The 22,925-nt window shown below is 70.3% G+C and carries 21 protein-coding genes; 6 read left to right on the top strand and 15 right to left on the bottom strand.

Features of this window, described 5'->3' with window-relative positions; genetic code table 11:
• Nucleotides 1-126: 126 nt before the first annotated feature.
• The 4 genes from BG482_RS24195 to BG482_RS24180 all read right to left on the bottom strand — a co-directional run bounded on the left by BG482_RS24195 (nt 127) and on the right by BG482_RS24180 (nt 4,321).
• A complete protein-coding gene (locus tag BG482_RS24195) occupies nt 127-1,773 on the bottom strand; it encodes a cytochrome bc complex cytochrome b subunit (RefSeq protein ID WP_069771223.1) in 1,647 nt (548 codons plus the stop codon).
• A complete protein-coding gene (locus BG482_RS24190; RefSeq protein ID WP_069771222.1) occupies nt 1,770-2,828 on the bottom strand; it encodes a ubiquinol-cytochrome c reductase iron-sulfur subunit in 1,059 nt (352 codons plus the stop codon). The genes BG482_RS24195 and BG482_RS24190 overlap by 4 nt, the downstream gene beginning before the upstream one ends.
• The gene (locus tag BG482_RS24185) at nt 2,825-3,637 is read right to left on the bottom strand and encodes a c-type cytochrome (protein ID WP_069771221.1); all 813 of its coding nucleotides are present in this window, start codon (nt 3,635-3,637) and stop codon (nt 2,825-2,827) included. Before BG482_RS24185 ends, BG482_RS24190 begins: the two co-directional genes overlap by 4 nt.
• Nucleotides 3,638-3,700: 63 nt before the next feature.
• Complete coding sequence (locus tag BG482_RS24180) at nt 3,701-4,321, bottom strand: heme-copper oxidase subunit III (protein ID WP_069771220.1); 621 nt, start codon at nt 4,319-4,321, stop codon at nt 3,701-3,703.
• 178 nt (nt 4,322-4,499) lie between these two features.
• Between BG482_RS24180 and BG482_RS24175 the strand changes: the two genes are divergently transcribed.
• Nucleotides 4,500-4,904, top strand: a complete 405-nt coding sequence (locus tag BG482_RS24175) for a hypothetical protein (RefSeq protein WP_069771219.1) — start codon at nt 4,500-4,502, stop codon at nt 4,902-4,904.
• A 111-nt stretch (nt 4,905-5,015) separates the two neighbouring features.
• On the opposite strand, the gene BG482_RS24170 is transcribed toward BG482_RS24175, so the two are convergent.
• The 4 genes from BG482_RS24170 to coxB form a co-directional block, all read right to left on the bottom strand.
• Nucleotides 5,016-6,266, bottom strand: coding sequence for an Ig-like domain-containing protein (locus BG482_RS24170; protein WP_069771218.1), 1,251 nt, complete (start codon nt 6,264-6,266; stop codon nt 5,016-5,018).
• A 131-nt stretch (nt 6,267-6,397) separates the two neighbouring features.
• Nucleotides 6,398-6,796: a cytochrome c oxidase subunit 4 gene (locus BG482_RS24165; RefSeq protein ID WP_069771217.1), complete on the bottom strand. Its 399-nt coding sequence runs from the start codon at nt 6,794-6,796 to the stop codon at nt 6,398-6,400.
• Nucleotides 6,793-8,529: a cytochrome c oxidase subunit I gene (gene ctaD / locus BG482_RS24160; RefSeq protein ID WP_069771216.1), complete on the bottom strand. Its 1,737-nt coding sequence runs from the start codon at nt 8,527-8,529 to the stop codon at nt 6,793-6,795. Before ctaD ends, BG482_RS24165 begins: the two co-directional genes overlap by 4 nt.
• Nucleotides 8,526-9,485: a cytochrome c oxidase subunit II gene (coxB, locus tag BG482_RS24155; RefSeq protein ID WP_069771215.1), complete on the bottom strand. Its 960-nt coding sequence runs from the start codon at nt 9,483-9,485 to the stop codon at nt 8,526-8,528. The genes ctaD and coxB overlap by 4 nt, the downstream gene beginning before the upstream one ends.
• A 330-nt stretch (nt 9,486-9,815) precedes the next feature.
• On the opposite strand from coxB, the gene BG482_RS24150 reads away from it, so the two are divergent.
• Nucleotides 9,816-11,210 carry a cysteine desulfurase/sulfurtransferase TusA family protein gene (locus BG482_RS24150; protein ID WP_069771214.1) on the top strand — a complete coding sequence of 465 codons (1,395 nt, stop codon included), beginning with the start codon at nt 9,816-9,818 and terminating at the stop codon, nt 11,208-11,210.
• A 1-nt stretch (nt 11,211) separates the two neighbouring features.
• Here BG482_RS24150 and BG482_RS24145 read toward each other — a convergent pair whose 3' ends face one another.
• A complete protein-coding gene (locus BG482_RS24145) occupies nt 11,212-12,186 on the bottom strand; it encodes a carbohydrate kinase family protein (protein WP_069771213.1) in 975 nt (324 codons plus the stop codon).
• A gap of 129 nt (nt 12,187-12,315) precedes the next feature.
• On the opposite strand from BG482_RS24145, the gene BG482_RS24140 reads away from it, so the two are divergent.
• Entirely contained in the window at nt 12,316-12,525 is a 210-nt protein-coding gene (locus BG482_RS24140; protein WP_069771212.1) for a hypothetical protein, read from the top strand.
• Nucleotides 12,526-12,669: 144 nt separating this feature from the next.
• On the top strand, nt 12,670-14,610 hold the full coding sequence (locus BG482_RS24135) for a hypothetical protein (protein ID WP_069771211.1): 1,941 nt from the start codon (nt 12,670-12,672) through the stop codon (nt 14,608-14,610).
• A gap of 103 nt (nt 14,611-14,713) precedes the next feature.
• Here BG482_RS24135 and BG482_RS24130 read toward each other — a convergent pair whose 3' ends face one another.
• Nucleotides 14,714-15,070: an iron-sulfur cluster assembly accessory protein gene (locus BG482_RS24130; RefSeq protein WP_030794551.1), complete on the bottom strand. Its 357-nt coding sequence runs from the start codon at nt 15,068-15,070 to the stop codon at nt 14,714-14,716.
• A 253-nt stretch (nt 15,071-15,323) separates the two neighbouring features.
• Here BG482_RS24130 and nadA point away from each other — a divergent pair, with 253 nt between their 5' ends.
• Nucleotides 15,324-16,520, top strand: coding sequence for a quinolinate synthase NadA (gene nadA / locus BG482_RS24125; RefSeq protein ID WP_069771273.1), 1,197 nt, complete (start codon nt 15,324-15,326; stop codon nt 16,518-16,520).
• A gap of 22 nt (nt 16,521-16,542) precedes the next feature.
• Here nadA and BG482_RS24120 read toward each other — a convergent pair whose 3' ends face one another.
• From BG482_RS24120 to BG482_RS24100, 5 genes are all read right to left on the bottom strand, one after another.
• Nucleotides 16,543-18,789, bottom strand: coding sequence for a PQQ-binding-like beta-propeller repeat protein (locus tag BG482_RS24120; protein WP_069771210.1), 2,247 nt, complete (start codon nt 18,787-18,789; stop codon nt 16,543-16,545).
• Nucleotides 18,790-18,868: 79 nt separating this feature from the next.
• The gene (locus tag BG482_RS24115) at nt 18,869-19,552 is read right to left on the bottom strand and encodes a response regulator transcription factor (protein WP_069771209.1); all 684 of its coding nucleotides are present in this window, start codon (nt 19,550-19,552) and stop codon (nt 18,869-18,871) included.
• A complete protein-coding gene (locus BG482_RS24110; protein ID WP_069771208.1) occupies nt 19,549-20,787 on the bottom strand; it encodes a sensor histidine kinase in 1,239 nt (412 codons plus the stop codon). Before BG482_RS24110 ends, BG482_RS24115 begins: the two co-directional genes overlap by 4 nt.
• Before the next feature lie 104 nt (nt 20,788-20,891).
• A complete protein-coding gene (locus tag BG482_RS24105; protein ID WP_069771207.1) occupies nt 20,892-21,170 on the bottom strand; it encodes a hypothetical protein in 279 nt (92 codons plus the stop codon).
• A gap of 34 nt (nt 21,171-21,204) precedes the next feature.
• Nucleotides 21,205-21,975 (bottom strand): PspA/IM30 family protein, encoded by a 771-nt coding sequence (locus tag BG482_RS24100; protein WP_069771206.1) that lies wholly within the window; start codon nt 21,973-21,975, stop codon nt 21,205-21,207.
• Between the two features lie 327 nt (nt 21,976-22,302).
• Here BG482_RS24100 and BG482_RS24095 point away from each other — a divergent pair, with 327 nt between their 5' ends.
• Nucleotides 22,303-22,896 (top strand): DUF3043 domain-containing protein, encoded by a 594-nt coding sequence (locus tag BG482_RS24095; RefSeq protein WP_069771205.1) that lies wholly within the window; start codon nt 22,303-22,305, stop codon nt 22,894-22,896.
• Nucleotides 22,897-22,925: the final 29 nt, after the last annotated feature.

Here is a 22,925-nt window from a genome sequence, read left to right as displayed (position 1 = left end):
CCCCGGGCTGTGGGCCGGGGCCGCGGAACCAGGTGAACCCCACCCTATCCAGCCGCGGGCACGGCAAAGGGCCCCGTCCGAAGACCGGACGGGGCCCTTTCCTGCGGCGTGGCGACGCCTCAGCGATCAGTGGTGGCCGTGGCCGCTCGTGATCTCCTTGTACTCCTCGACAGTGGGCTTCGGGATCTGCTGGTCCTCGCCGAAGTACGCTCCGCTGATCTTGGCGCGGAGCTTCTCCTTGCCGGTGACCTTGCGCTCGACGCCGTTGTCGTCGACGGTGGCGCCGATCGCGGCCGGCTCGTACTGCTCGTGAGCGGTGAGGGTGTGCAGCTGCTCCTGACTGAGCGGCTCGTGGATCTCGATGAACTCACCGTGCGGCAGGCGCTTGATGGTGCCGGTCTCGCGACCGTGCAGCACCTTGTCCTTGTCGCGACGCTGCAGGCCGAGGCAGATCCGCTTGGTGGCGATGTACGCGATGGCCGGTCCGACGAAGAAGAAGATCCGGACGAACCAGGTGATCGTGTTGATCGACAGGTGGAAGTGGGTGGCCCAGAGGTCGTTGCCACCGCCCACCAGCATGATCATGTACATCGTGACCCAGGCGACGCCCAGCGCCGTACGGGTCGGCGCGTTGCGCGGGCGGTCCAGGATGTGGTGCTCGCGCTTGTCGCCGGTGATCCACGACTCGATGAAGGGGTAGAGCGCCAGCAGGGCGAGCAGGACGCCGAAGAGCACCAGCGGGATGAACACGCCCAGGACCAGCGTGTGGCCCCAGAGGTTGATCTCCCAGCCCGGCATGAAGCGGATCAGGCCCTCGGCGAAGCCCATGTACCAGTCGGGCTGGGCGCCGGTCGACACCTGGTCCGGACGGTAGGGGCCCATGGCCCAGATCGGGTTGATCTGCGCCACGGCTGCGATGGCCGCGATCACGCCGAAGACCAGGAAGAAGAAGCCTCCGGCCTTGGCCATGTACACCGGCAGCAGCGGCATGCCCACGACGTTCTTGTTGCTCTTGCCGGGGCCCGCGAACTGCGTGTGCTTGTGGTAGAAGACCAGGATCAGGTGGCCCACCATCAGGCCCAGCATGATGCCCGGCAGCAGCAGGATGTGGATCGAGTAGAACCGGGCCACGAAGTCGTGACCGGGGAACTCGCCGCCGAACAGGAACATCGAGATGTACGTGCCCACGATCGGCATCGACAGGATCGCGCCCTGCGTGAAGCGCACACCGGTGCCGGAGAGCAGGTCGTCCGGGAGCGAGTAACCGGTGAAGCCGGTGAACATGCCCAGGACGAACAGCAGGAAGCCGAACAGCCAGTTGACCTCACGCGGCTTGCGGAACGCACCCGTGAAGAACACGCGCATCATGTGCACGAACATGCCGGCGAGGAAGATCAGCGCCGCCCAGTGGTGGATCTGCCGGATGAGCAGACCGCCGCGCACGTCGAAGGAGATGTGCAGGGTCGAGCTGAACGCCTCGGACATCAGCTGTCCCTGGAGCGGGACGTAGCTGCCGTGGTACTCCACCTCGGTCATCGACGGGTGGAAGAACAGCGTCAGATACACACCCGTCAGGATGATGATGATGAAGCTGTACATGCACACTTCGCCCAACATGAACGACCAGTGGTCGGGGAAGATCTTGCGCATGTTGGACTTGGCGAGGGAGTAGATCCCCAGCCGGCCGTCGGCCCAGTCGGCGATGCGCTCGCCGGCCGGCGCCTTCCCGCGGTCGCGGGTCACGGCGCTGTCGTGGTTCTCTGTCGTGCTCATCCGCGCTCCCAGAAGGCAGGACCGACGGGCTCTTCGAAGTCGCCGAGCGCCTGAAGGTAGCCCTCGTCGCTCACGCCGATGCGCAGCTGCGGCAGGGCGTGACCGGCGGGGCCGAAGATCACTCGGGCACCGTCGGAGAGGTCGAAGGTGGACTGGTGGCAGGGGCACAGCACGTGGTGCGTCTGCTGCTCGTACAGGGAGATCGGGCAACCGACGTGGGTGCAGATCTTCGAGTACGCCACGATGCCCTCGTGCGACCACTCGAGCTCGCGCTTGTCCTTGATGTTGTCCGGCTGCAGCCGGACGATCATCAGGGCCGCCTTGGCGATCTCGTTCTGGAAGTCCTCGTCGTGCTCCTCCAGGCCCTCGGGCTTGGCGAAGGTGAGAGAACCGACGGCCACGTCCGACGGACGCAGCGGCTCGTTGGTGTTCATGTTGACGAGCAGCTTGCCCTTGGCCCACAGCGTGTGACGCAGCTTCTCCTCGGGCAGCGGGCCGAGGTCGCGCAGCAGCACGACACCGGACAGCGGCACCAGGGCGACCGCGCCGAACAGCGTGTTGCGGATCAGCTTGCGGCGGCCGAGCGCGGACTCCTTGGCGCCCTGCCGGAAGTCCGCGTGGACCTTCGCACGGACCTCGGGGCTCGCGGCGATCGGGTGCCGCTCGTCGGCGACCTCGACGTCCGACATCAGGGTGCGGGCCCAGTGGACCGCGCCGGCGCCGATGGTGAACAGCGCCGTGCCCAGGGTCAGACCCAGCGCGAAGTTCAGCGCGCTGAGGTGACCGATCGGGAACACGAAGATCGACTTGTCGGCGGGGATCGCCACGTACGAGGCGATGAAGCCGACCGTGGCAAGCATCGACAGCGTGAACAGGAAGGCGACCGCACGCTCGGACCGCTTGGCGGCCCGCTCGTCGATGTCCTGGACGCGGTGCTCGTGGGGCGGCAGGCCGGGGTCCGCGAACGGGTTCTTCTCGTCCGCGACGCCTACCGCGCCGTGTGCGTGGCCCTGCTCAGCGGGCAGGTTCTCTTCTGGAATGTCTTGGCTACTCATGACTTCTTGGCCTTTGCGGTCCGAGCGGCGACCCAGACGGCGACCGCGATCAGTGCGCCGAGACCGAAGATCCAGGCGAACAGGCCCTCACTGACCGGTCCGAGGCCGCCCAGCTCCAGACCACCGGGGTTGTCGGTGTCGCTGCTGTTGACCGCGTGCAGGTACGCGATGATGTCCTTCTTGTTCTGCTCCGACAGGGTGGTGTCGGGGAAGGAGGGCATGTTCTGCGGGCCCGTCTGCATGGCCTCGTAGAGGTGCTTCGGGTCCACGTCCTCCAGGGTGGGAGCGAACTTGCCCTTGGTGAGGGCCCCGCCCTTGCCGGTGAAGTTGTGGCACTGCGCGCAGTTGGTGCGGAACAGCTCGCCGCCCTTGGCGATGTCCGCGCCCTCCGGGCCGTACTCGGCCTTGGTGGGCACGGCCGGGCCGGTGCCGAGCGAGGAGATGTACGCGGCGAGCTGGTCGATCTCGGCCTGCGTGTAGATGTTCTTCTTCTTCACCACCTGCGGGCCCTGGGAGGTCGCCGCCGGCATGCGGCCGGTGCCGACCTGGAAGTCGACGGCCGCGGCGCCCACGCCGACCAGGCTCGGACCGTCGGAGCTGCCCTGACCGCCGGTGCCGTGGCAGCTGGCGCAGCCGACGGCGTAGAGCTTCTTGCCCTCTTCGATCGTGAGGGACTGGGCGCTGTCGTCTGCCTGCGCCTTGCCCGCGGGCGCGAACACGGCGTACAGCCCCCCGGTGCATGCCAGCGCGAGGAGTAGGACGACGAGCGCCGCCAGCGGATGGCGTCGTCGTGCGGAGAGCTTTTTCACGGATTACCCCGGTGTCAGGATCTTCTGCGTCGATGCTTGTGGAGGTGCGGGAGCGGGCCCCGGCTACTTGATCAGGTAGATCGTGGCGAAGAGGCCGATCCAGACGACATCGACGAAGTGCCAGTAGTAGGACACGACGATGGCCGCGGTCGCCTGCTCGTGGGTGAACCTCTTGGCGGCGTAGGTGCGCCCGAGGACGAACAGGAAGGCGATGAGGCCGCCCGTCACGTGCATGCCGTGGAAGCCGGTGGTCAGGTAGAACACCGAGCCGTACGGGTCGGAGGAGAGCGAGAGCCCGTCCTTCTTCACCAGCTCCGTGTACTCGTAGATCTGACCGCCGATGAAGATCGCACCCATGATGAAGGTGACGATGAACCACATCCGCAGCTTCTTCACGTCACCGCGCTCGGCGGCGAAGACGCCGAGCTGGCAGGTGAGCGAGGAGAGCACCAGGATCGTGGTGTTGGTGGCCGAGAACGGGAGGTTCAGGGCCTCGGCCATCTCCTTCCAGTGATCAGGACCCGTCACCGATCGCAGGGTGAAGTACATCGCGAAGAGGGCCGCGAAGAACATCAGCTCGGAACTCAGCCAGATGATGGTTCCGACGCTGGTGAGGTTCGGTCGATTGACCGACGGGTGCGCGTGCCCGGTGTCTACTGTCGTTGCTGTCGCCACGACCGACATTATGTCGGTCCCTTATCCCGCCCTCACTCCGGGGGGTGCCGTTCGGAGTGTTCGCACCGTGTGTACTGCCCGGATGGCCCATCGAAGCCGTGTTCCAAGCGGTGTTGACGAGGTGGGTGAGGGAGTAGCATCCGCGACATCGGTTCTGTCCGTACGACACTGATGTCACGGAGGAAGCATGCAGGCGACCGCCACGGTGCTGGTCTACAGCGACGACTCCAACACGCGGGAGCAGGTACGGCTCGCGACCGGCCGCAGGCCCGCGCCGGACGTCCCTGTGGTGGAGTTCCTGGAGTGCGCGACGCCTGCGGCGGTGCAGCGGGAGCTGGACCGGGGCGGCATCGACGTCGTCGTCCTCGACGGGGAGGCCGCGCCCATGGGGGGCATGGGGCTGTGCCGTCAGCTCAAGGACGAGGTGTTCCGCTGCCCGCCGGTGCTGCTGCTGATCGGGCGGCCCCAGGACGCGTGGCTCGCCACCTGGAGCCGGGCCGACGCGGCTGTGACGCTGCCTGTGGAGCCCGTGGAGTTCGCCGGGGCCCTGGCGTCCCTGCTGCGGACGAAGAGGCTCCAGCAGAGCGCGTAGCGCGTGCCGGGGCGGGGCGCGGCGGCGTCGCGGACTCGGGTCCGGGGCCGTCCGTCGCGCCCGCCCGCGGAGCCGTGCCCGTCGCGGCCGGCCCCGCACCCCTGACGGCGCCTACACGGCCGCCGGGCTCAGTCGCGCCGTCTCCTGGTCCGTCTCCTGCTTGGCGCCGGTCAGCGCGCTGCCCGTGGTCCACTTCTTCCAGTCCAGGTTCCAGTCGCCGAAGCCGTTGCCGAACGTCTCCATCGTGTTGCCGTTGCTGTTGACGACCTGGACGACGTCGCCCTGGCGGATGTGGTCGAAGAACCACTCGGCGTTGGACGTGCTCATGCCCGTGCAGCCGTGGCTGACGTTCTCGTAGCCCTGGGACCCCACGGACCAGGGGGCGGCGTGGACGTACTCGCCGCTCCAGGTGACACGGGTGGCGTAGTAGACGGGCAGGTCGTAGGAGTCCGAGGAGCCCTCCGCGATGCCCACGGTGGTCCCGCGCATCCGTACGAAGTACTCCTTGCCCAGGACGACCTTGACGCCGTTGCGGGTCTCGAAGCCGGGCTTCCCGGTGGTGACGGGGATCTGGTTGATCTGTTGGTTGTTCTTGAAGACCGTCATGGAGTGCGACGCGGCGTCCGTCATGGCGATGACCCGGTCGCCGATGGTGAGTTTGAGCTCCTTGGCCGGGCCGCCCCACAGCCGGTCGCTGATCTTGATGCCGTCCAGGTTGCTGCGCACACGGACGGTGGCGTGGGCGGGCCAGTAGTCCTTGGGGCGGTAGTGGAGTTCCTTGTCGTCCACCCAGTGCCAGCCGCCCTGCACGGACGGCGAGGAGGTGACCTTGAGGCCGCGTTCGACGACGGCCCGCTGGGCGGGGTCCTTGACGGGCTGGTCCAGCTTGGCGGTGACGGGCTGGCCGACGCCGTACTCGCCGGCGTCGGGGCCGAACTCGACCGCCAGCCGCTTCTTGGTGGTGGGCTTGCCGGTGTCGAAGGCGAGGACGCGGCGGCCGGGCGCTCCGTCGTCGTCCTCGGTGCTCACGCGGACGGTGTAGTGGGCGCCTGCGGCCAGCGGCTCGGTGCTGTGCCAGCGGCTGCCGTCGGCGGCGAGTTCGCCCGCGAGGTAGCGGCCTGTGCCGTCCACGGCGGTGACGTCCGTGATGCGGTCGTCGTCCGCGGTGACCTGCAGGGGCTTGTCCGGGTCGGCCTTGCGGCCGTCGCCGTCGGGGGCGTTGAAGGAGATCTGGTCCGTCGCGTCGTAGGGGCGCGCGGAGAGCGGGTCGTCGTCCGAGCCGCAGGCGCTTGCGACCGCGCCCAGGGCGATCACCAGCAGGGTGCAGCCGACGACGGTGCGAGGGCGGGGTTGGTGGCTCATGGCTTCACGCTAGGGAGCCGGGTCGGCCGCGGCGCGCTGAGTGACACGGACGGCGGACCCCCGCTACGGCAAAAGCGTGAGCCCGGACCCTCCTGACGGAGTGTCCGGGCTCTCGCCGCAGCTCATGCGTGCTACTGGGTGCGGTTCTCACCGCGGTAGTACTCGAAGACCCAGCCCCACAGGCCGATCATGATCAGCGGGGCGGAGAAGTAGAGCAGCCACCAGCCGACCGCGACACCGAGGAAGGCCATGGCGCCGCCGATGGCGAGCGACAGGGGCTGCCAGCTGTGCGGGCTGAAGAAGCCCACCTCGCCGGCGTCGTCCGCGACGTCCGCCTCCTTGTTGTCCTGCGCGCCCGCGTCGACCCGCCGGGCGGTGAAGCCCAGGTAGAAGCCGATCATGATGCACAGGCCGAAGGCCAGGAAGAGGGCCGTGGTACCGGCCGGCTCCTTCGACCACACGCCATAGACGACCGCCATGGCGAGGACGAAGACGCTCAGCCAGACGAACATCTTGCCCTGGATCTTCACTTGCCGGCCTCCTTGCTGCCCGCGATGGCGCTGGCGCCGTGGCCGCTGTGCTCCAGCTGCTCGAGCGCGGCGATCTCCGGGTGGTGCAGGTCGAACGCCGGGGATTCACTGCGGATCCGCGGCAGGGTGATGAAGTTGTGGCGCGGCGGCGGGCAGGAGGTGGCCCACTCCAGGGAGCGGCCGTAACCCCACGGGTCGTCGACGCCGACCGGCTTGCCGTACTTGGCGGTCTTCCACACGTTGTAGAAGAACGGCAGGACGGACAGGCCGAGGACGAACGAGCTGATCGTCGAGATCGTGTTCAGGGCGGTGAACCCGTCGGCGGCCAGGTAGTCCGCGTAACGGCGCGGCATGCCCTCGGCGCCCAGCCAGTGCTGGACCAGGAAGGTGCCGTGGAAGCCGATGAACAGCGTCCAGAAGGTGATCTTGCCCAGGCGCTCGTCGAGCATCTTGCCGGTCATCTTCGGCCACCAGAAGTGGAAACCGGAGAACATCGCGAAGACGACGGTGCCGAAGACGACGTAGTGGAAGTGCGCCACCACGAAGTACGAGTCGGACACGTGGAAGTCCATCGGCGGCGAGGCCAGGATGACGCCGGTCAGACCGCCGAAGGTGAAGGTGATCAGGAAGCCCGTCGCCCACAGCATCGGCGTCTCGAAGGACAGGGAGCCCTTCCACATCGTGCCGATCCAGTTGAAGAACTTCACACCGGTCGGGACGGCGATGAGGAACGTCATGAAGGAGAAGAACGGCAGCAGCACGCCTCCGGTGACGTACATGTGGTGCGCCCACACCGTCACGGACAGACCGGCGATCGAGATCGTCGCGGCGACCAGGCCCATGTAGCCGAACATCGGCTTGCGGGAGAAGACCGGGATGACCTCGGAGATGATGCCGAAGAACGGCAGCGCGATGATGTACACCTCTGGATGGCCGAAGAACCAGAAGAGGTGTTGCCACAGCAACGCCCCGCCGTTCGCGGCATCGAAGACATGCGCCCCGAATTTCCGATCCGCCTCCAGCGCGAACAGCGCGGCGGCGAGGACGGGGAAGGCCAGCAGGACCAGGACGGCCGTCAGCAGCACGTTCCACACGAAGATCGGCATGCGGAACATCGTCATGCCGGGTGCGCGCATGCAGATGATCGTGGTGATGAAGTTGACCGCGCCGAGGATGGTGCCGAAGCCGGAGAAGGCCAGACCCATGATCCACAGGTCGGCGCCGATGCCCGGGGAGCGGACCGCGTCCGACAGCGGGCTGTAGGCGAACCAGCCGAAGTCGGCCGCGCCCTGCGGGGTGAGGAAGCCGCCCACCGCGATGGTCGAGCCGAACAGGTACAGCCAGTAGGCGAACATGTTCAGCCGCGGGAACGCCACGTCGGGCGCGCCGATCTGCAGCGGCATGATCCAGTTCGTGAAACCGGCGAACAGCGGCGTCGCGAACATCAGCAGCATGATCGTGCCGTGCATCGTGAACGCCTGGTTGAACTGCTCGTTCGACATGATCTGCAGGCCCGGACGGGCCAGCTCGGCGCGCATGAGGAGTGCCATGACGCCGCCGATGCAGAAGAACGCGAACGACGTGACCAGGTACAACGTACCGATGGTCTTGTGGTCGGTGGTCGTCAGCCACTTCACCACGACGTTGCCGGGCTGCTTGCGCCTGACCGGCAGCTCGTTCTCGTACGAGTCCTCAGCTGCGGAGGCACCCTGGGGTTCGTTGAGGATGCTCACAGGACGTTCGACTCCCGGTTCTTCTCGGGGCTCGTTTGCTCGATGCCGGCCGGAACGTAACCGGTCTGCCCGTTCTTGGCGAGGTCCTTCAGGTGCTTCTGGTAGAGCTCCGGAGAGACGACCTTCACGTTGAAGAGCATCCGGGAGTGGTCGACGCCGCACAGTTCGGCGCACTTGCCCAGGAAGGTGCCCTCGTGGTTGGGGGTCACCTGGAAGGAGTTGGTGTGGCCCGGGATGACGTCCTGCTTCATCAGGAACGGCACCACCCAGAAGGAGTGGATGACGTCACGCGAGGTGAGGACGAAGCGGACCGTCTTGCCCTTGGGGAGCCAGAGGGTCGGGCCCGGGTTGTTGGTTTCCGGGTTCCGCTCGCCCGGGGTGCCACAGGTGTAGACGCCGCCCGCGTCGGACGGGAAGTCCTTCTTGTACCGGTCCGGAATCGCGGCCAGGTTCGGGGCGGTCTTCGCGTTCCCGTTGGAACCGTCGACCTTCTCGATGTAGTTGAAGCACCAGCTCCACTGGAAGCCGACCACGTTGACCGTGACGTCGGGCTTCTTGTCGAGGCTCAGCAGCTTCGACTCGTCGCGGGCGGTGAAGTAGAACAGCACCGAGACGATGATGATCGGCACGACCGTGTACAGCGCCTCGATGGGCATGTTGTACCGGGTCTGCGGAGGGATTTCGACCTTGGTGCGGCTACGCCGGTGGAAGAAAGCACTCCACAGGATCAGGCCCCACACCAGCACGCCGGTGGCCAGCGCGGCAGCCCATGAGCCCTGCCACAGGGAGAGGATCCGCGGAGCCTCTTCTGTGACCGGGGTGGGCATGCCAAGGCGGGGGAAGTCCTTGTATGTGCAACCGGTGGCGGTCGCCAGGACCAGGCCCGCGGTCATTGCCTGCAGCAGCTTCCGCCGCATCGGGCGCCGCGGCGAGCGGTCGGAGCCGTTGGGACTCACGTAGCGCCTTCCCGAGAGTCTCGCCCGCGCGGTTGGCTGCGGCCTGACTTCTCGCTGGTCGGTCGCCGCCCTGCGTCGGGCAGGGGTTTGGATGTTTATGCGGACCAAACCCTAGCCGACGCCCTCCGGGGGGTCGCGGGGAGGGTGGCATACGCGCCGCGGGTCACCCCGAAGGGGTGGGAGGAGCGTCCGCTAGCGCCTAATAGCTCGTCAATGCGGCTTGTGCGGCGGCCGCGGGGCGACGGCGGTCCGCCGCCCCGGCGCGACGGAGCCGCGGATCGAAGCCGCCCGCGCCCCCTGCGCGGCTGCCGCACGTTCTACGGTTGCCGTGTGTCCTACTTCGACGCCGCATCCGCCGCTCCCCTGCATCCCGTCGCCCGCCAGGCCCTGTTGGCCGCTCTCGACGAGGGGTGGGCAGATCCGGCGCGGCTGTACAGGGAGGGGCGGCGGGCGCGGATGCTGCTGGACGCGGCGCGCGAGGCGACGGCCGAGGCGGTGGGCTGCCGGCCGGACGAACTGGCCTTCACCTCCTCCGGAACCCGGGCCGTGCACACCGGGATCGCGGGCGCGACGGCGGGACGGCGGCGGGTCGGACGTCACCTGATCGTGTCAGCCGTCGAACACTCCTCGGTACTGCATTCGGCCGAGGCGTTCGAGGCTGAGGGCGGGGCGGTGACCCGGGTGCCGGTGACCAGGACCGGAGCGGTCGCCGTCGAGTCGTACGTCGACGCCCTGCGGCCCGACACCGCGCTGGCCGCTCTGCAGTCGGCCAACCACGAGGTGGGCACCGAGCAGCCGGTGGCGGCGGTGGCCGAGGCGTGCCGGGAGGCGGGGGCCCCGCTGCTGGTGGACGCGGCCCAGTCGCTGGCGTGGGGGGTCGTGGAGGGGCCCTGGTCCCTGCTGACCGGCAGCGCTCACAAATGGGGCGGGCCGTCGGGGGTGGGACTGCTCGTGGTGCGCAAGGGGGTGCGGTTCGCCGCTCAGGGGCCCGTGGACGAGCGGGAATCGGGGCGGGCGGCCGGGTTCGAGAACCTTCCGGCGATCGTGGCCGCGGCGGCTTCGTTGCGGGCGGTGCGGGCGGAGGCGGCGGCCGAGGCGGCGCGACTGCGGGACCTGACGGCGCGGATCCGGGCGCGGGTGGCGGACGTCGTCCCGGACGTCGAGGTGGTCGGGGACCCGGATCGACGGCTGCCGGGGGTCGTCACGTTCTCCTGTCTCTACGTCGACGGGGAGGCCCTGCTGCACGAGTTGGACCGGGCGGGCTTCTCCGTCTCGTCCGGGTCGTCCTGCACCAGCAGCACGCTGACGCCCAGCCACGTGCTGAGGGCGATGGGCGTGCTGAGTGAGGGGAATGTGCGGGTTTCCCTGCCGTGGGGAGCCGCCGAGGAGGATGTGGAGAGATTCCTCGCGGTGCTGCCGGGGGCGGTGGCGGGGGTACGGGACAAGCTCGGGGCGCCCGCCCCCGGGGCAGCGGCCGCGCCGGCGGCGGACGCGCCGGGCGAGGCGCTCGTCGTGGACGCGCTGGGCAGGCGGTGCCCGATTCCCGTCATCGAGCTGGCGAAGGTCATCGGGGACGTGCCCGTCGGCGGCACGGTGCGGGTGCTGTCCGACGACGAGGCGGCCCGGCTCGACATTCCCGCCTGGTGCGAGATGCGGGGGCAGGAGTACCTCGGCGAGGAGCCGGCGGACCGCGGCGCTGCCTACACGGTCCGCCGGACGTCCTGAGTCAGGCCAGGTGCTTGCGGACCTCGGCGGCGGCCTCGTCGCCGTAGGCGGTGGCGAAGCGGTCCATGAAGTGGGCTCGGCGCAGCTGGTACTCCTGCGTGCCCACGGTCTCGATGACGAGGGTGGCGAGCATGCAGCCGATCTGGGCGGCGCGCTCCAGGGAGACGCCCCAGGCCAGACCGGAGAGGAAGCCGGCGCGGAACGCGTCGCCGACGCCGGTGGGCTCGAGCTTGCGCTCCTCCTGCGGGCAGCCGACCTCGATCGGGTCCTCGCCGTCGCGCTCGATGCGGACGCCGCGCGCGCCGAGGGTGGTGACGCGGTGGCCGACCTTGGCGAGGATCTCGGCGTCCGACCAGCCGGTCTTGGACTCGATGAGGCCCTTCTCGTACTCGTTGGAGAACAGGTACGTCGCGCCCTCCAGCAGTATCCGGATCTCCTCGCCGCCCATACGGGCGATCTGCTGCGAGAAGTCGGCGGCGAAGGGGATCGAGCGGGAGCGGCACTCCTCCGTGTGGCGGAGCATCGCCTCCGGGTCGTCGGCGCCGATCAGGACCAGGTCCAGGCCGCCCACGCGGTCGGCGACGGTCTTCAGCTCGATGAGACGGGCCTCGCTCATCGCGCCCGTGTAGAAGGAGCCGATCTGGTTGTGGTCGGCGTCGGTGGTGCACACGAAACGGGCGGTGTGCAGGGTCTCCGAGATGCGGACCGACCCGGTGTCGACGCCGTGCCGGTCCAGCCAGGCGCGGTACTCGTCGAAGTCCGCGCCCGCGGCGCCGACGAGGATCGGGCGGGTGCCCAGCTGCCCCATGCCGAAGGCGACGTTCGCTCCGACGCCGCCCCGGCGCACGTCGAGGTTGTCGACCAGGAAGGAGAGCGAGACCGTGTGCAACTGGTCCGCGACGAGCTGGTCCGCGAAGCGGCCGGGGAACGTCATGAGGTGGTCGGTCGCGATGGAGCCGGTGACTGCGATGCGCACGGCGTGGACTCTCCTGTGGGGAGGGGGATTGACAGTTCACGCTACCCGGTCCAACCGCGCCACTGAAGCAGACGAAACTACCCGATAGTAGATCTTTCTTCGCAGGCTGAGCGTGCATACGGTTCGGTTATGACGAACCTCGAGGTCCACGCCCCCCAGCCGGCCGAGTTCGACGGCGACCTGGCGTCGCTGCGCGGCGACTGCGCTCGGATGGCTCCGCACTGGGCGGCCCCTGAGAAGATCCTTTCCCGTCCGGTCTCCCCGTCACTCATCCACGGCGTGAAGGTTCCCGCGACGTCGGCGCGTCTGCTGGAGGCCATGCCCGACTACGGCAACTAGGGACGGCGCCCCAGCGGCTTCCGCCCGGCATTTCTCCCGTACGGCGCTCGGAAGGGAACCGTGCGCTCCCCCGCCGCGTCCCATCGGCATCCCTCGTCCAGGGGATGCGGGGTACGACAGCAGGGCAGCCGAAGGAGCGATGCGGTGAACACCGAGCGACCCGAGAACGACGACGCCGCGCGCGAGCCGGAGACGACGGGTTCCGAGGAGACGACAGGTTCCGGGGAGACGACGGCCGGGCGGGCGAAGGCCGACGCCGAGCAGACGAAGGCCGACGCCGAGCAGGCCAGGGCCGAAGAGCATGCGACCGAAACAGTGACAGCGGCCGGGCCGGTTTCGGCCCGGGCGGCGACCGCCGGGGAGGCTTCGGCCGAAGAGACGGCTGTGGAGCCCACGAAGGCGGCGGTGCCGGAGGAGCGGGACGCTCCGGAAGGGGGCGCCCGTCGCGAGTCCGCCGCCGAGCCGTCCGCCGCCGCCTCCGAGACCACCCCCGAGACCGCCCCCGAGACCGCCCCCCGGACGGTGTCCGGGGCCGCTTCCGGGGCTGCCCCCGACGGCCGTGAGCCGTCCGGCGGTGAGACCGGGGTCCCCGTCGACGAGGAGGGCGACGAGCCCGTGGTGGCTCACGGGACCGGCGGCGAGGCCTCCAACGGCTCCCGCCGCCGTTCGCCGGTGCTCATCGCCTCCGTCGCGGCCGCCGTGCTGCTGGTGGGCGGCGGCGGAGCCCTTCTCACCTCCGGCGCCGTCGGCGGTTCCGGCGGCGGCTCCGGAGCCGGGGCGCCCTCCGGCGACGGCACTCCCGCCGTCCTCGCACTGGACGGCTACTCCACGGGTACGGGTGCCCCCGAGGGCGGGACGAGCGGTATCGCGCCCGGTGAGCCGAACCCCTACGGGGTGACGTACAAGGCCGCCGGCACGCTGCCCGCAGGTCCCGGGTCCGCGCCCGTGTACTGGGCACGGGGTCAGGTCGCCGAGGCGGACGTGGCCGGACTGGCGAAGGCGCTGGGCGTCCAGGGGACGCCGGTGGTCGACGGGGAGGCCTGGAAGGTCGGCGTCGGCAACGACGGATCGGGTCCGGTGCTGCGGGTGAACCGGCAGGCGCCGGGCCTGTGGACGTTCACCCGGTACGCGCCCGGCACCGACAACTGCTCGGGCGGCGCCGTCAAGTGCACCGGGACGTCCGGGGCCCCCGTCGACGCCCCGGTGAGCGAGGCGGCCGCGAAGAAGGCCGCGGCGCCGATCCTCAAGGCGGTGGGCCAGGACGACGCCAAGGTGGACGCGAGTCAGGTCATGGGCGCCCAGCGGGTGGTGAACGCCGAGCCGGTGATCGGCGGTCTGCCCTCCTACGGCTGGGCGACCGGGATCAGCGTCAGCGCTCAGGGCGAGGTCGTCGGCGGGAACGGGCAGCTGGAGACACCGGTCAAGGGCGCCACGTACCCCCTGCTGAGCGCGCGGGAGGCGCTGGACGCGCTGAACGGCGCGCCCGGCGGCGGTCACCGGATGGGCATCGGCGGTTGTGCCAGTCCGGTGCCGCTGAAGGACCGGCTGGAGAGCCCGTGCAAGGCGTCGACGGCCCCGGCACGGCAGACGGCGACGGTCGAGAACGCGGTGCTCGGGCTGGCCCCGCACACCTCCGGCGGACGGCAGGTGCTCGTGCCGTCCTGGTTGTTCGAGGTGAAGGCGGCGGGGACCGAGGCCGGCTACACGGTGACGCAGCCGGCCGTCGAGCCCGCGTATCTGAAGCCGGCGACGACGCCCACCCCTGTCCCGTCCGGCACGTCCGGCACGTCCGGTGAGCGGAAGGTGCACGTGGACGGCTACGCCGTGGAGGGCAGGGAGCTGACCGTGAGCTTCACGGGCGGGGTCTGCGCCGACTACAAGGCGACGGCGGTGGAGACCGACAGCGAGGTGAAGGTCACCGTGACGGAGACGCCGTGGCCGAAGAAGGTCTGCATCATGATCGCCAAGGAGTACCACCAGGTGGTGCAGCTGGACGAGGCGCCGGGCAGCCGCAAGGTGGTCGGCTCGGACGGCAGGGCCGTCCCGCTGGAGAAGGCGGGGGCCCGGCTGCCGCAGGCCCAGTAGCGACGACCCGGCGGCCACGATCCGGCAGCCGCGGCGAACGCGAAGGCGGCGCCCCCCTCGGAGGGGGACGCCGCCTTCGCGTCGTTCGGCCGTGCGGGCGGACCTAGCTGAAGGAGTCGCCGCAGGCGCAGGAGCCGGTCGCGTTCGGGTTGTCGATCGTGAAGCCCTGCTTCTCGATCGTGTCGACGAAGTCGATCGACGCGCCGCCCAGGTACGGGGCGCTCATGCGGTCGGTGACGACCTTGACGCCGTCGAAGTCCTTGACGACGTCGCCGTCGAGGGACCGCTCGTCGAAGAAGAGCTGGTAGCGCAGGCCGGAGCAGCCGCCGGGCTGAACGGCGACACGCAGGGCCAGGTCGTCGCGGCCTTCCTGGTCGAGCAGGGCCTTGACCTTCGCCGCGGCGGCGTCGGACAGGATGATGCCGTCGGTGACGGTGCTGGTCTCGTCCGATACGGACATCTACATCTCTCCCGGGTTGTACGGAGACTGCTTGCCGACGGTTGCAACCTACGGGGCCGCGGATTCATTCCGGGCCGGGCTGTTGCCTTCGTCGTCTTCGTCGTTCCCTTCTCATGCTCGCACACCCGGTTGCGGGCCGAAAACGCCTCACGGGGATTCACGTCACACCGACGCTATGACCATCGTCAAAGTGACGTGAAGCGGGTTATGATAGATAACGTCAATTCGACGAAAAGTAGAAAGGGTGCGTGTCGTGACCACCGCCCAGACCACGGAGCTCGACGTACAGCCGACTCCGCTCGCCCTGTTGCTGCTCGGCCGTGAGGCCGACCCGAGGAGCGAGCGGGGCGTCGAGTGCCCCGGCGACCTGCCCTCGCCCTCCGACCCGGACCTGGTCGAGCGCGCCCGCGCCGCCAAGGCGAAGCTCGGTGACAAGGTCTTCGTGCTCGGCCACCACTACCAGCGCGACGAGGTCATCCAGTTCGCCGACGTCACGGGCGACTCCTTCAAGCTGGCCCGGGACGCGGCCGCCCGCCCGGAGGCCGAGTACATCGTCTTCTGCGGTGTGCACTTCATGGCCGAGTCCGCCGACATCCTGACGTCGGACGACCAGAAGGTGGTCCTGCCCGACCTCGCCGCCGGCTGCTCGATGGCCGACATGGCCACCGCCGAGCAGGTCGCCGAGTGCTGGGACGTGCTGACCGAGGCCGGCATAGCCGAGCAGGTCGTGCCCGTCTCCTACATGAACTCGTCCGCGGACATCAAGGCGTTCACAGGCAGGCACGGGGGCACGATCTGCACCTCGTCCAACGCCCAGCGGGCGCTGGAGTGGGCGTTCGAGCAGGGTGAGCCCTCCACGGCGAAGGTGCTCTTCCTGCCGGACCAGCACCTCGGCCGCAACACCGCCGTCCGCGACCTGGGCATGTCCCTGGAGGACTGCGTCCTGTACAACCCGCACAAGCCGAACGGCGGGCTGACCGTCGAGCAGCTGCGCGACGCGAAGATGATCCTGTGGCGGGGCCACTGCTCGGTGCACGGCCGCTTCAGCCTGGAGTCGGTCGAGGACGTCCGCGCCCGGATCCCCGGCGTGAACGTGCTCGTGCACCCGGAGTGCCGGCACGAGGTCGTGGCCGCGGCGGACTACGTCGGCTCGACCGAGTACATCATCAAGGCGCTGGAGGCGGCCCCGGCCGGCTCCAAGTGGGCCATCGGGACCGAGCTGAACCTGGTCCGCCGGCTGGCGAACCGTTTCGCGCCCGAGGGCAAGGAGATCGTCTTCCTCGACAAGACGGTCTGCTTCTGCTCGACCATGAACCGCATCGACCTCCCGCACCTGGTGTGGACCCTGGAGTCCCTCGCCGAGGGCAAGCTGGTCAACCGCATCGAGGTCGACGAGGAGACCGAGGCGTTCGCCAAGCTGGCGCTGGAGCGCATGCTGGCGCTGCCGTAGCAGGACCGCCGCCGGCTCCCGATCACCCCGACTGCGGTTCCCGGTCGGGGTGGTTCGGGTCCAGCGAGAAGACGGTCCCGTCGGGGGTGAGCACCACCAGGGCGCCCCCGTCGAGGAACACGCGCGCCGCGGCATACGCGGACCCGACGACGCGGTCGGCCCTCGCGGTGGACTCCCACAGCAGGCGCCCCGTCCGGATGCCGACGGCGGCGACCCGTCCGGAGGCGCTGGCCGCGAACACCGCCTGTCCCTTCCCGTCGGCGAAGGGCGTGCCGGGCTGCTGCAGGGTCGTCGCGGTCTGCCACAGCCGCCCGCCCGTCTCGGGCGAGTGGGCGACCAGCTGTCCCCTGGAGTTGGCGAAGCAGAGCACTCCGCCCACCAGCGCCGCCTGGCCGCGCGGGCTGCCCGGCAGCTTCTTCTTCCGTACGACGCCGGTGTCCGGGTCGATCAGCAGGACCTCGTCGTACGCCGAGTCGTCGAAGCTCCGCTGGTCGCGCCGGACCTGCGCCACGAAGACCAGATCGCCGCCGACCGCGCCGACGTATTCGACGTCGCCGTCCGGCACGCTCACCTTGCGGGTCGAGCCGTCGGCGCGATCCACGGCGTAGTACACGGTGCGCGTCGGTGTGCCCGCGTCGAGGCAGCCGGCGTACGGAACGCCGTCGACGTCGTGGAACTCACAGGAGTAGGTGGGCCCGGCGGGAAGGGTGGCCGTCCAGCGCTCGGCGCCGCCCAGCAGTTCGCGGGCGGTCATGCGGCGACCGGCCGAGGTCAGCAGCAGATCGCCGGAGACGCCCGCCTCGACGGCGGTGGACGCGGACCGGTTCAGCGTGCGCGACCAGAGCGGCCTGCCGGTGGCCGGGTCGAGGGCGACGACGGTGGTGGCGTCGTCGTTGCCCGCCTTGTTCGTCACGACCTCCAGGACCAGCAGCACACCGTCGCGCACCCCGATGATCCTGCCGTTGTACCGCGTCTGCGGCAGGCCGGGCGACAGGGATTCCGCCCGCCAGACGAGCCGGCCGGTCGCACCGTCGACGCGGACCGGGAGGGTGCCGTCCCCGGCGCAGTACAGGGCGCCCTGGCCGGTCGCGCAGGACAGGGAGTAGCCCTGGGGGGCCCCGCCGCCCAGCGGTTTCGTCACCCCGCTCGCGGCGGCGGCGTACACCGAGGTCCGCCAGGGCTTCCAGCCGGCCGGCAGGGGGTCCCAGCTGACCGACCCGCCGGCGGCGCCGGAACCGGCGCCGTCCGACTGCCCGGACCTCCCGAAGGGATCGAGGTCGAGCAGCAGGTAGCCGGTGAGCGCCAGGGCCAGGACGCCCGCCGTCCCGGCCAGCACCGGCCGGCGGCGCAGCCGGGAGCGGCGGCCGCGACGCGGTGCGGCGGCGGGCGGGCCGGCTTCCTCGCCCGCCTCGGGCGGCGCCGGCAGACGCAGGGTCACCGTCTCCATGTCTCCCGCCGCGGGCTCGGGCAGCACCTGGGCGAACGCCTCGGCCAGTTCCTCGAGGCCGGGCCGGGACCCGGCTTCCTTGGCCAGACAGCGGGTCAGGACCACGCGCAGCGGCTCGGCCACCGCCTCCACTTTCGGTTCCTCCTGCAGCACCCGCCACGCCGTCAGATACGGGCTGTCCGCGTCGAAGGGGCCGTGCCCGGTCGCGGCGAACACCAGCAGCGCGCCCAGGGAGAACACGTCCGAGGCGGGGCCGACCGAGCGGGCGTCCGTGAACTGCTCCGGCGACATGAACGGCGGGGTGCCGATCATCTTGCCGGTCTCGGTGAGCGTCTGGTTCTCCGCCGCCCGGGAGATCCCGAAGTCGATGACACGGGGGCCGTCCCCGGCCATCAGGACGTTCCCGGGCTTGAGGTCGCGGTGGACGACCCCGGCCCGGTGGATCTCCCGCAGTGCCTCCACCAGGCCCAGGGCGAGCCGGCGCAGTTCCCTGCCGCGCAGGGGCCCGTGCTCGCGGATGCGGGCGGCGAGGGTGGGACCCGACACGTACTGGGTGGCCATCCAGGGCCGGAGGGCCTCCGGGTCGGCGTCCACGACCGGGGCGGTGAAGGCGCCGCTGACCTTGCGGACCGCCTCGATCTCATGGCGGAAGCGGGTACGGAAGACCGGGTCCTCGGCGTACTGCGCGTGCACGACCTTGACGGCGACCTCACGCCCCGAGCGGGAACGGCCGCGGTAGACGACGCCCATCCCGCCGGCCCCGAGCCGGTCGACGATCCGGTACCCGCCGAGTGTCTTCGGGTCGTCCTTGTGCAGCGACACCGCTCCGATCCTCTCCCCCGCAGAGCAGTTCAGGCGCCCAGCATAGGTATGCCGGGCCCGGCCGGGCCATGCGCCGTCCTCAGTCCGCCCTCGGGCGCACCAGACCCGACTCGTAGGCGATCACCACGAGCTGGGCCCGGTCGCGGGCGCCCAGCTTGGCCATGGCCCGGTTGACGTGCGTCTTCACGGTGAGCGGGCTTACTTCCAGGCGCTCGGCGATCTCGTCGTTGGAGTGGCCGCCGGCGACCTGTACGAGAACCTCGCGCTCGCGCACGGTCAGCGCGCCCAGCCGGGCGGAGCGGGCGGGGTCGTGGTCGTCGTCCGCCGCGCCGCCCTGGGCGAGGAAGCGGGCGATGAGGCCCTTGGTGGCGGTGGGCGAGAGGAGCGCCTCGCCGCCCGCGGCGATCCTGATCGCGCTGAGCAGCTCCTCCGGCTCGCTGCCCTTGCCGAGGAAGCCGGAGGCGCCGGCCCGCAGCGACTGCACGACGTAGTCGTCGACCTCGAAGGTCGTCAGGATGACCACCCGTACATGGGCGAGGGAGGGATCGGCGCTGATCAGTCGGGTCGCGGCGAGTCCGTCCGTGCCGGGCATGCGGATGTCCATCAGGACGACGTCGGCGCGCTCCCGCCTCGCCAGCGCGACCGCCTCCGCGCCGTCGGACGCCTCGCCGACCACCTGCATGTCGGGCTCGGAGTCGACGAGCACGCGGAACGCGCTGCGCAACAGCGCCTGGTCGTCGGCGAGCAGGACGCGGATGGTCATACGAGATCCTCTGCGGTGCTGTGCGCCGCGGTACGGGCGCGGGTCTTGACCGGCAGGATGGCGTGGACGCGGAAACCGCCCCCGTAGCGCGGACCGGTGGTGAGGGTGCCGCGCAGGGCGGTGACGCGTTCGCGCATGCCGAGCAGGCCGTGGCCGCCGCCGGTCGGCGGGCTCTCCTCGTCGGCCGACCGCCCGTCGTCCAGGACCGTGACCTCGATGTTCGGACCGACGCGCACGACGCTGACCTCGGCCTTCGCCTCGAGGCCCGCGTGTTTCTGGACGTTGGTGAGGGCCTCCTGGACGACCCGGTAGGCGGCCAGTCCGACGGCGGCGGGGAGTTCGGTGCCCTGGTCGGTGCGGGCCACCTCGACCCGGAGGCCGGCGCTGCGGAAGGTGCCGACGAGCTCGTCGAGGCGGTCCAGGCCGGGGGCGGGCTCGGTGGGGGCCTCGGGGTCGCCGGACTGGCGCAGCAGGCCGACGGTGGCGCGCAGTTCGTTGAGCGCGGAGCGGCTGGCCTCGCGGACGTGTGCGAGGGCCTCCTTGGCCTGGTCGGGCCGCTTGTCCATGACGTGTGCGGCGACTCCGGCCTGGACGTTGACCAGGGCGATGTGGTGGGCGACGACGTCGTGCAGGTCGCGGGCGATGCGCAGGCGCTCCTCGGCGACCCTGCGGCGCGCCTCCTCCTCGCGGGTGCGTTCCGCGCGCTCGGCGCGTTCCCGGATGGCCCGGACGGCGGCCCGGCGGCTGCGCACGGCGTCCCCGGCGGTGGCGCCGATGCCGGTCCAGGCGAGGATGCCGAGGTTTTCCTGCGCGTACCAGGGCAGCGGCCCGGCGATCATGGCCGCGCCGGTGAGCACCGTCATGGTGAGCAGGCCGGCGCGCACGGTGGTGGGGCGGTCGGTGGCGGCCGCGACGGTGAACAGGGCGACGACGGCGGACATGGCGACGGGTGCGCGGGGGTCGCCGGTGACGGACTCGGTCACGGAGGCGGCACCGGTGAGGGCGAGGACCGTCATGGCGGCGCTGCGGCGGAAGACGAGGGCGACGGCGCTGAGGGTGATCAGCAGCAGGCTCAGCGGGTCGGGGCTGCGGATGCTCCAGCTGACGCCCTGCTCCCCGTGCGGGTCGACGAAGGAGCCCGCGAGCATGCACAGCAGCACGCCTGCCGCGAGGGAGGCGTCCAGTGCCAGCGGGTGGGCCTTCAGCTGGCGCTGGGCCCGGGCGAGGGGAGTCACCGAAGGGTCACTTTTCAGTTTCCGTCGCTTTCCTTGCCGTGGCCGGGGGCGGCGGCGACCCCGAGGCCACGCTCCGCCTCAGCGGGCCGCCCCGGGCGGCCCGCTCATCCGGGGATCAGGCCGTCGTCGCTCAGCATCTCCCGGACCTCCTCCAGGCTCGCGTCCGGGGACGGGAGAATGAGTTCGGAGGGTTCCAGGGCGTCGTCCGGAAGGGGGTCGCCGAGACGGCGGACGGCGTCCAGGAGGGCGCCGAGAGTGCGGTGGAAACCGGCCTCGTCGCCGCTCTCCATCTCCGCGAGCAGCTCGTCGTCCAGCTTGTTCAGTTCGACGAAGCGGGAGTCGGCCAGCTTCCACTGGCCCTCTCCCATGATCCGTACGATCACGTCGCCCTCCTCGGCTCCGGGCCCCGGCGCCGGGCTACTGCTTGTCGAAGCGCGGGGTGTCCTGCGGCTGCTGCTGGGACTGCGACGCGTTCGAACCGCCCTCGATGGCCTGCTGTCCGGAGGACGGGCCTCCGGCGAGCTCCGCCTTCATGCGCTGCAGTTCCAGCTCCACATCCGTACCACCTGACAGCCGGTCCAGCTCGGCCTGGAGGTCGTCCTTGGCGATGCCGGTCGGGTCGTCGAGGGCGCCGGACGCCATGAGTTCGTCGAGGGCGCCGGCCCGGGCCTGGAGCTGGGCGGTCTTGTCCTCGGCGCGCTGGATGGCCAGGCCGACGTCGCCCATCTCCTCGGAGATGCCGGAGAAGGCCTCGCCGATACGGGTCTGGGCCTGGGCGGCGGTGTAGGTGGCCTTGATGGTCTCCTTCTTGGTGCGGAAGGCGTCCACCTTGGCCTGCAGGCGCTGCGCCGCGAGGGTGAGCTTCTCCTCCTCGCCCTGGAGGGTGGAGTGCTGCGTCTCCAGGTCGGTGACCTGCTGCTGGAGCGCGGCCCGGCGGGAGAGCGCCTCACGGGCGAGGTCCTCACGGCCCAGGGCGAGCGCCTTGCGGCCCTGGTCCTCCAGCTTGGTGGACTGCGACTGCAGCTGGTTCAGCTGCAGTTCCAGGCGCTTGCGCGAGGTCGCGACGTCGGCGACGCCGCGACGGACCTTCTGCAGAAGCTCAAGTTGCTTCTGGTACGAGTAGTCGAGGGTTTCGCGCGGGTCCTCGGCCCGGTCAAGGGCCTTGTTCGCCTTCGCGCGGAAGATCATCCCCATACGCTTCATGACACCGCTCATGGGCTTCGCGCGCCCCCTTCTGAAGGACTCCGGCTCTCAGTCTTCGACAGAACCCACAGTACGGGCCCTGCATCCATTGACGCACTGTTCGGGGACGGATGCGCTCCTCCCCAAGGACGACTGGCCGGGCCCCCTGATCCGGCGTGAGGAGTAGGTGACCCTCAGGGTGAGCGGTAGGTCACCCTGTGCCCCCTCTTCCTGGTTCTCGCCCGGTCTGTCCCTTCTGGAGACGACCGGTGTTGCCGGATCGTTCCCCGCCGGGCTGGGGTCCATGCCCGGGAGCGCTTACCCTTGGGTTTTGTGTTCCGTAGCCGTGCCAAGGAAGAGAAGGCCCCCGCCAACGCGGTGGTGACCGACTCCAAGCAGCCCCGCGACCCCCAGGCGAAGAAGGGTCGGCCCACGCCCAAGCGCAGTGAGGCCCAGTCCCAGCGCCGTAGCGTCGCCAACACGTCGACGTCGCGCAAGGACGCGGCCAAGCGCCAGCGCGACGAGCGCCGCGCCCAGATGGACCGGCAGCGCCAGGCGCTGGCCGGTGGCGACGAGCGGTATCTGCCGGCCCGCGACAAGGGGCCCGTCCGCAAGTTCGCGCGCGACTTCATCGACTCACGGTTCAACGTGGCGGAGTTCTTCCTGCCGATGGCCGTGGTCATCCTCGTGCTGAGCGTGGTGCGGGTGGGCTCGCTGCAGACCGTCGCGCTGCTGCTGTGGCTGGTCGTGATCGTGCTCATCGTGCTGGACTCGCTCGTCACCGGCTTCCGGCTGCGCAAGCGGCTGGCCGAGCGCTTCGAGGGGCAGAACCGCCGGGGCGCGGTGGCGTACGCGCTCATGCGCTCGCTGCAGATGCGCCGGCTGCGACTGCCGAAGCCGCAGGTCAAGCGTGGAGCGCAGCTCTGAGCACTGCGGCTTTCTCCGGGGGGGCGGCC

The organism is Streptomyces sp. LUP30 (genome assembly GCF_001746365.1).
GTDB lineage: Bacteria > Actinomycetota > Actinomycetes > Streptomycetales > Streptomycetaceae > Streptomyces.
Note: the sequence above shows the minus strand (reverse complement) of the source record. Positions and strands in the feature narration are given on the sequence as shown.

Excerpts from the sequence above, each read along its gene's own strand:
- BG482_RS24180 (WP_069771220.1), bottom strand. The coding sequence starts at position 4,321 with ATGTCGGTCGTGGCGACAGCAACGACAGTAGACACCGGGCACGCGCAC.
- BG482_RS24140 (WP_069771212.1), top strand. The coding sequence starts at position 12,316 with ATGACGAACCTCGAGGTCCACGCCCCCCAGCCGGCCGAGTTCGACGGC.
- BG482_RS24115 (WP_069771209.1), bottom strand. The coding sequence starts at position 19,552 with ATGACCATCCGCGTCCTGCTCGCCGACGACCAGGCGCTGTTGCGCAGC.
- BG482_RS24195 (WP_069771223.1), bottom strand. The coding sequence starts at position 1,773 with ATGAGCACGACAGAGAACCACGACAGCGCCGTGACCCGCGACCGCGGG.
- BG482_RS24130 (WP_030794551.1), bottom strand. The coding sequence starts at position 15,070 with ATGTCCGTATCGGACGAGACCAGCACCGTCACCGACGGCATCATCCTG.
- BG482_RS24170 (WP_069771218.1), bottom strand. The coding sequence starts at position 6,266 with ATGAGCCACCAACCCCGCCCTCGCACCGTCGTCGGCTGCACCCTGCTG.
- BG482_RS24100 (WP_069771206.1), bottom strand. The coding sequence starts at position 21,975 with ATGATCTTCCGCGCGAAGGCGAACAAGGCCCTTGACCGGGCCGAGGAC.
- BG482_RS24175 (WP_069771219.1), top strand. The coding sequence starts at position 4,500 with ATGCAGGCGACCGCCACGGTGCTGGTCTACAGCGACGACTCCAACACG.
- BG482_RS24190 (WP_069771222.1), bottom strand. The coding sequence starts at position 2,828 with ATGAGTAGCCAAGACATTCCAGAAGAGAACCTGCCCGCTGAGCAGGGC.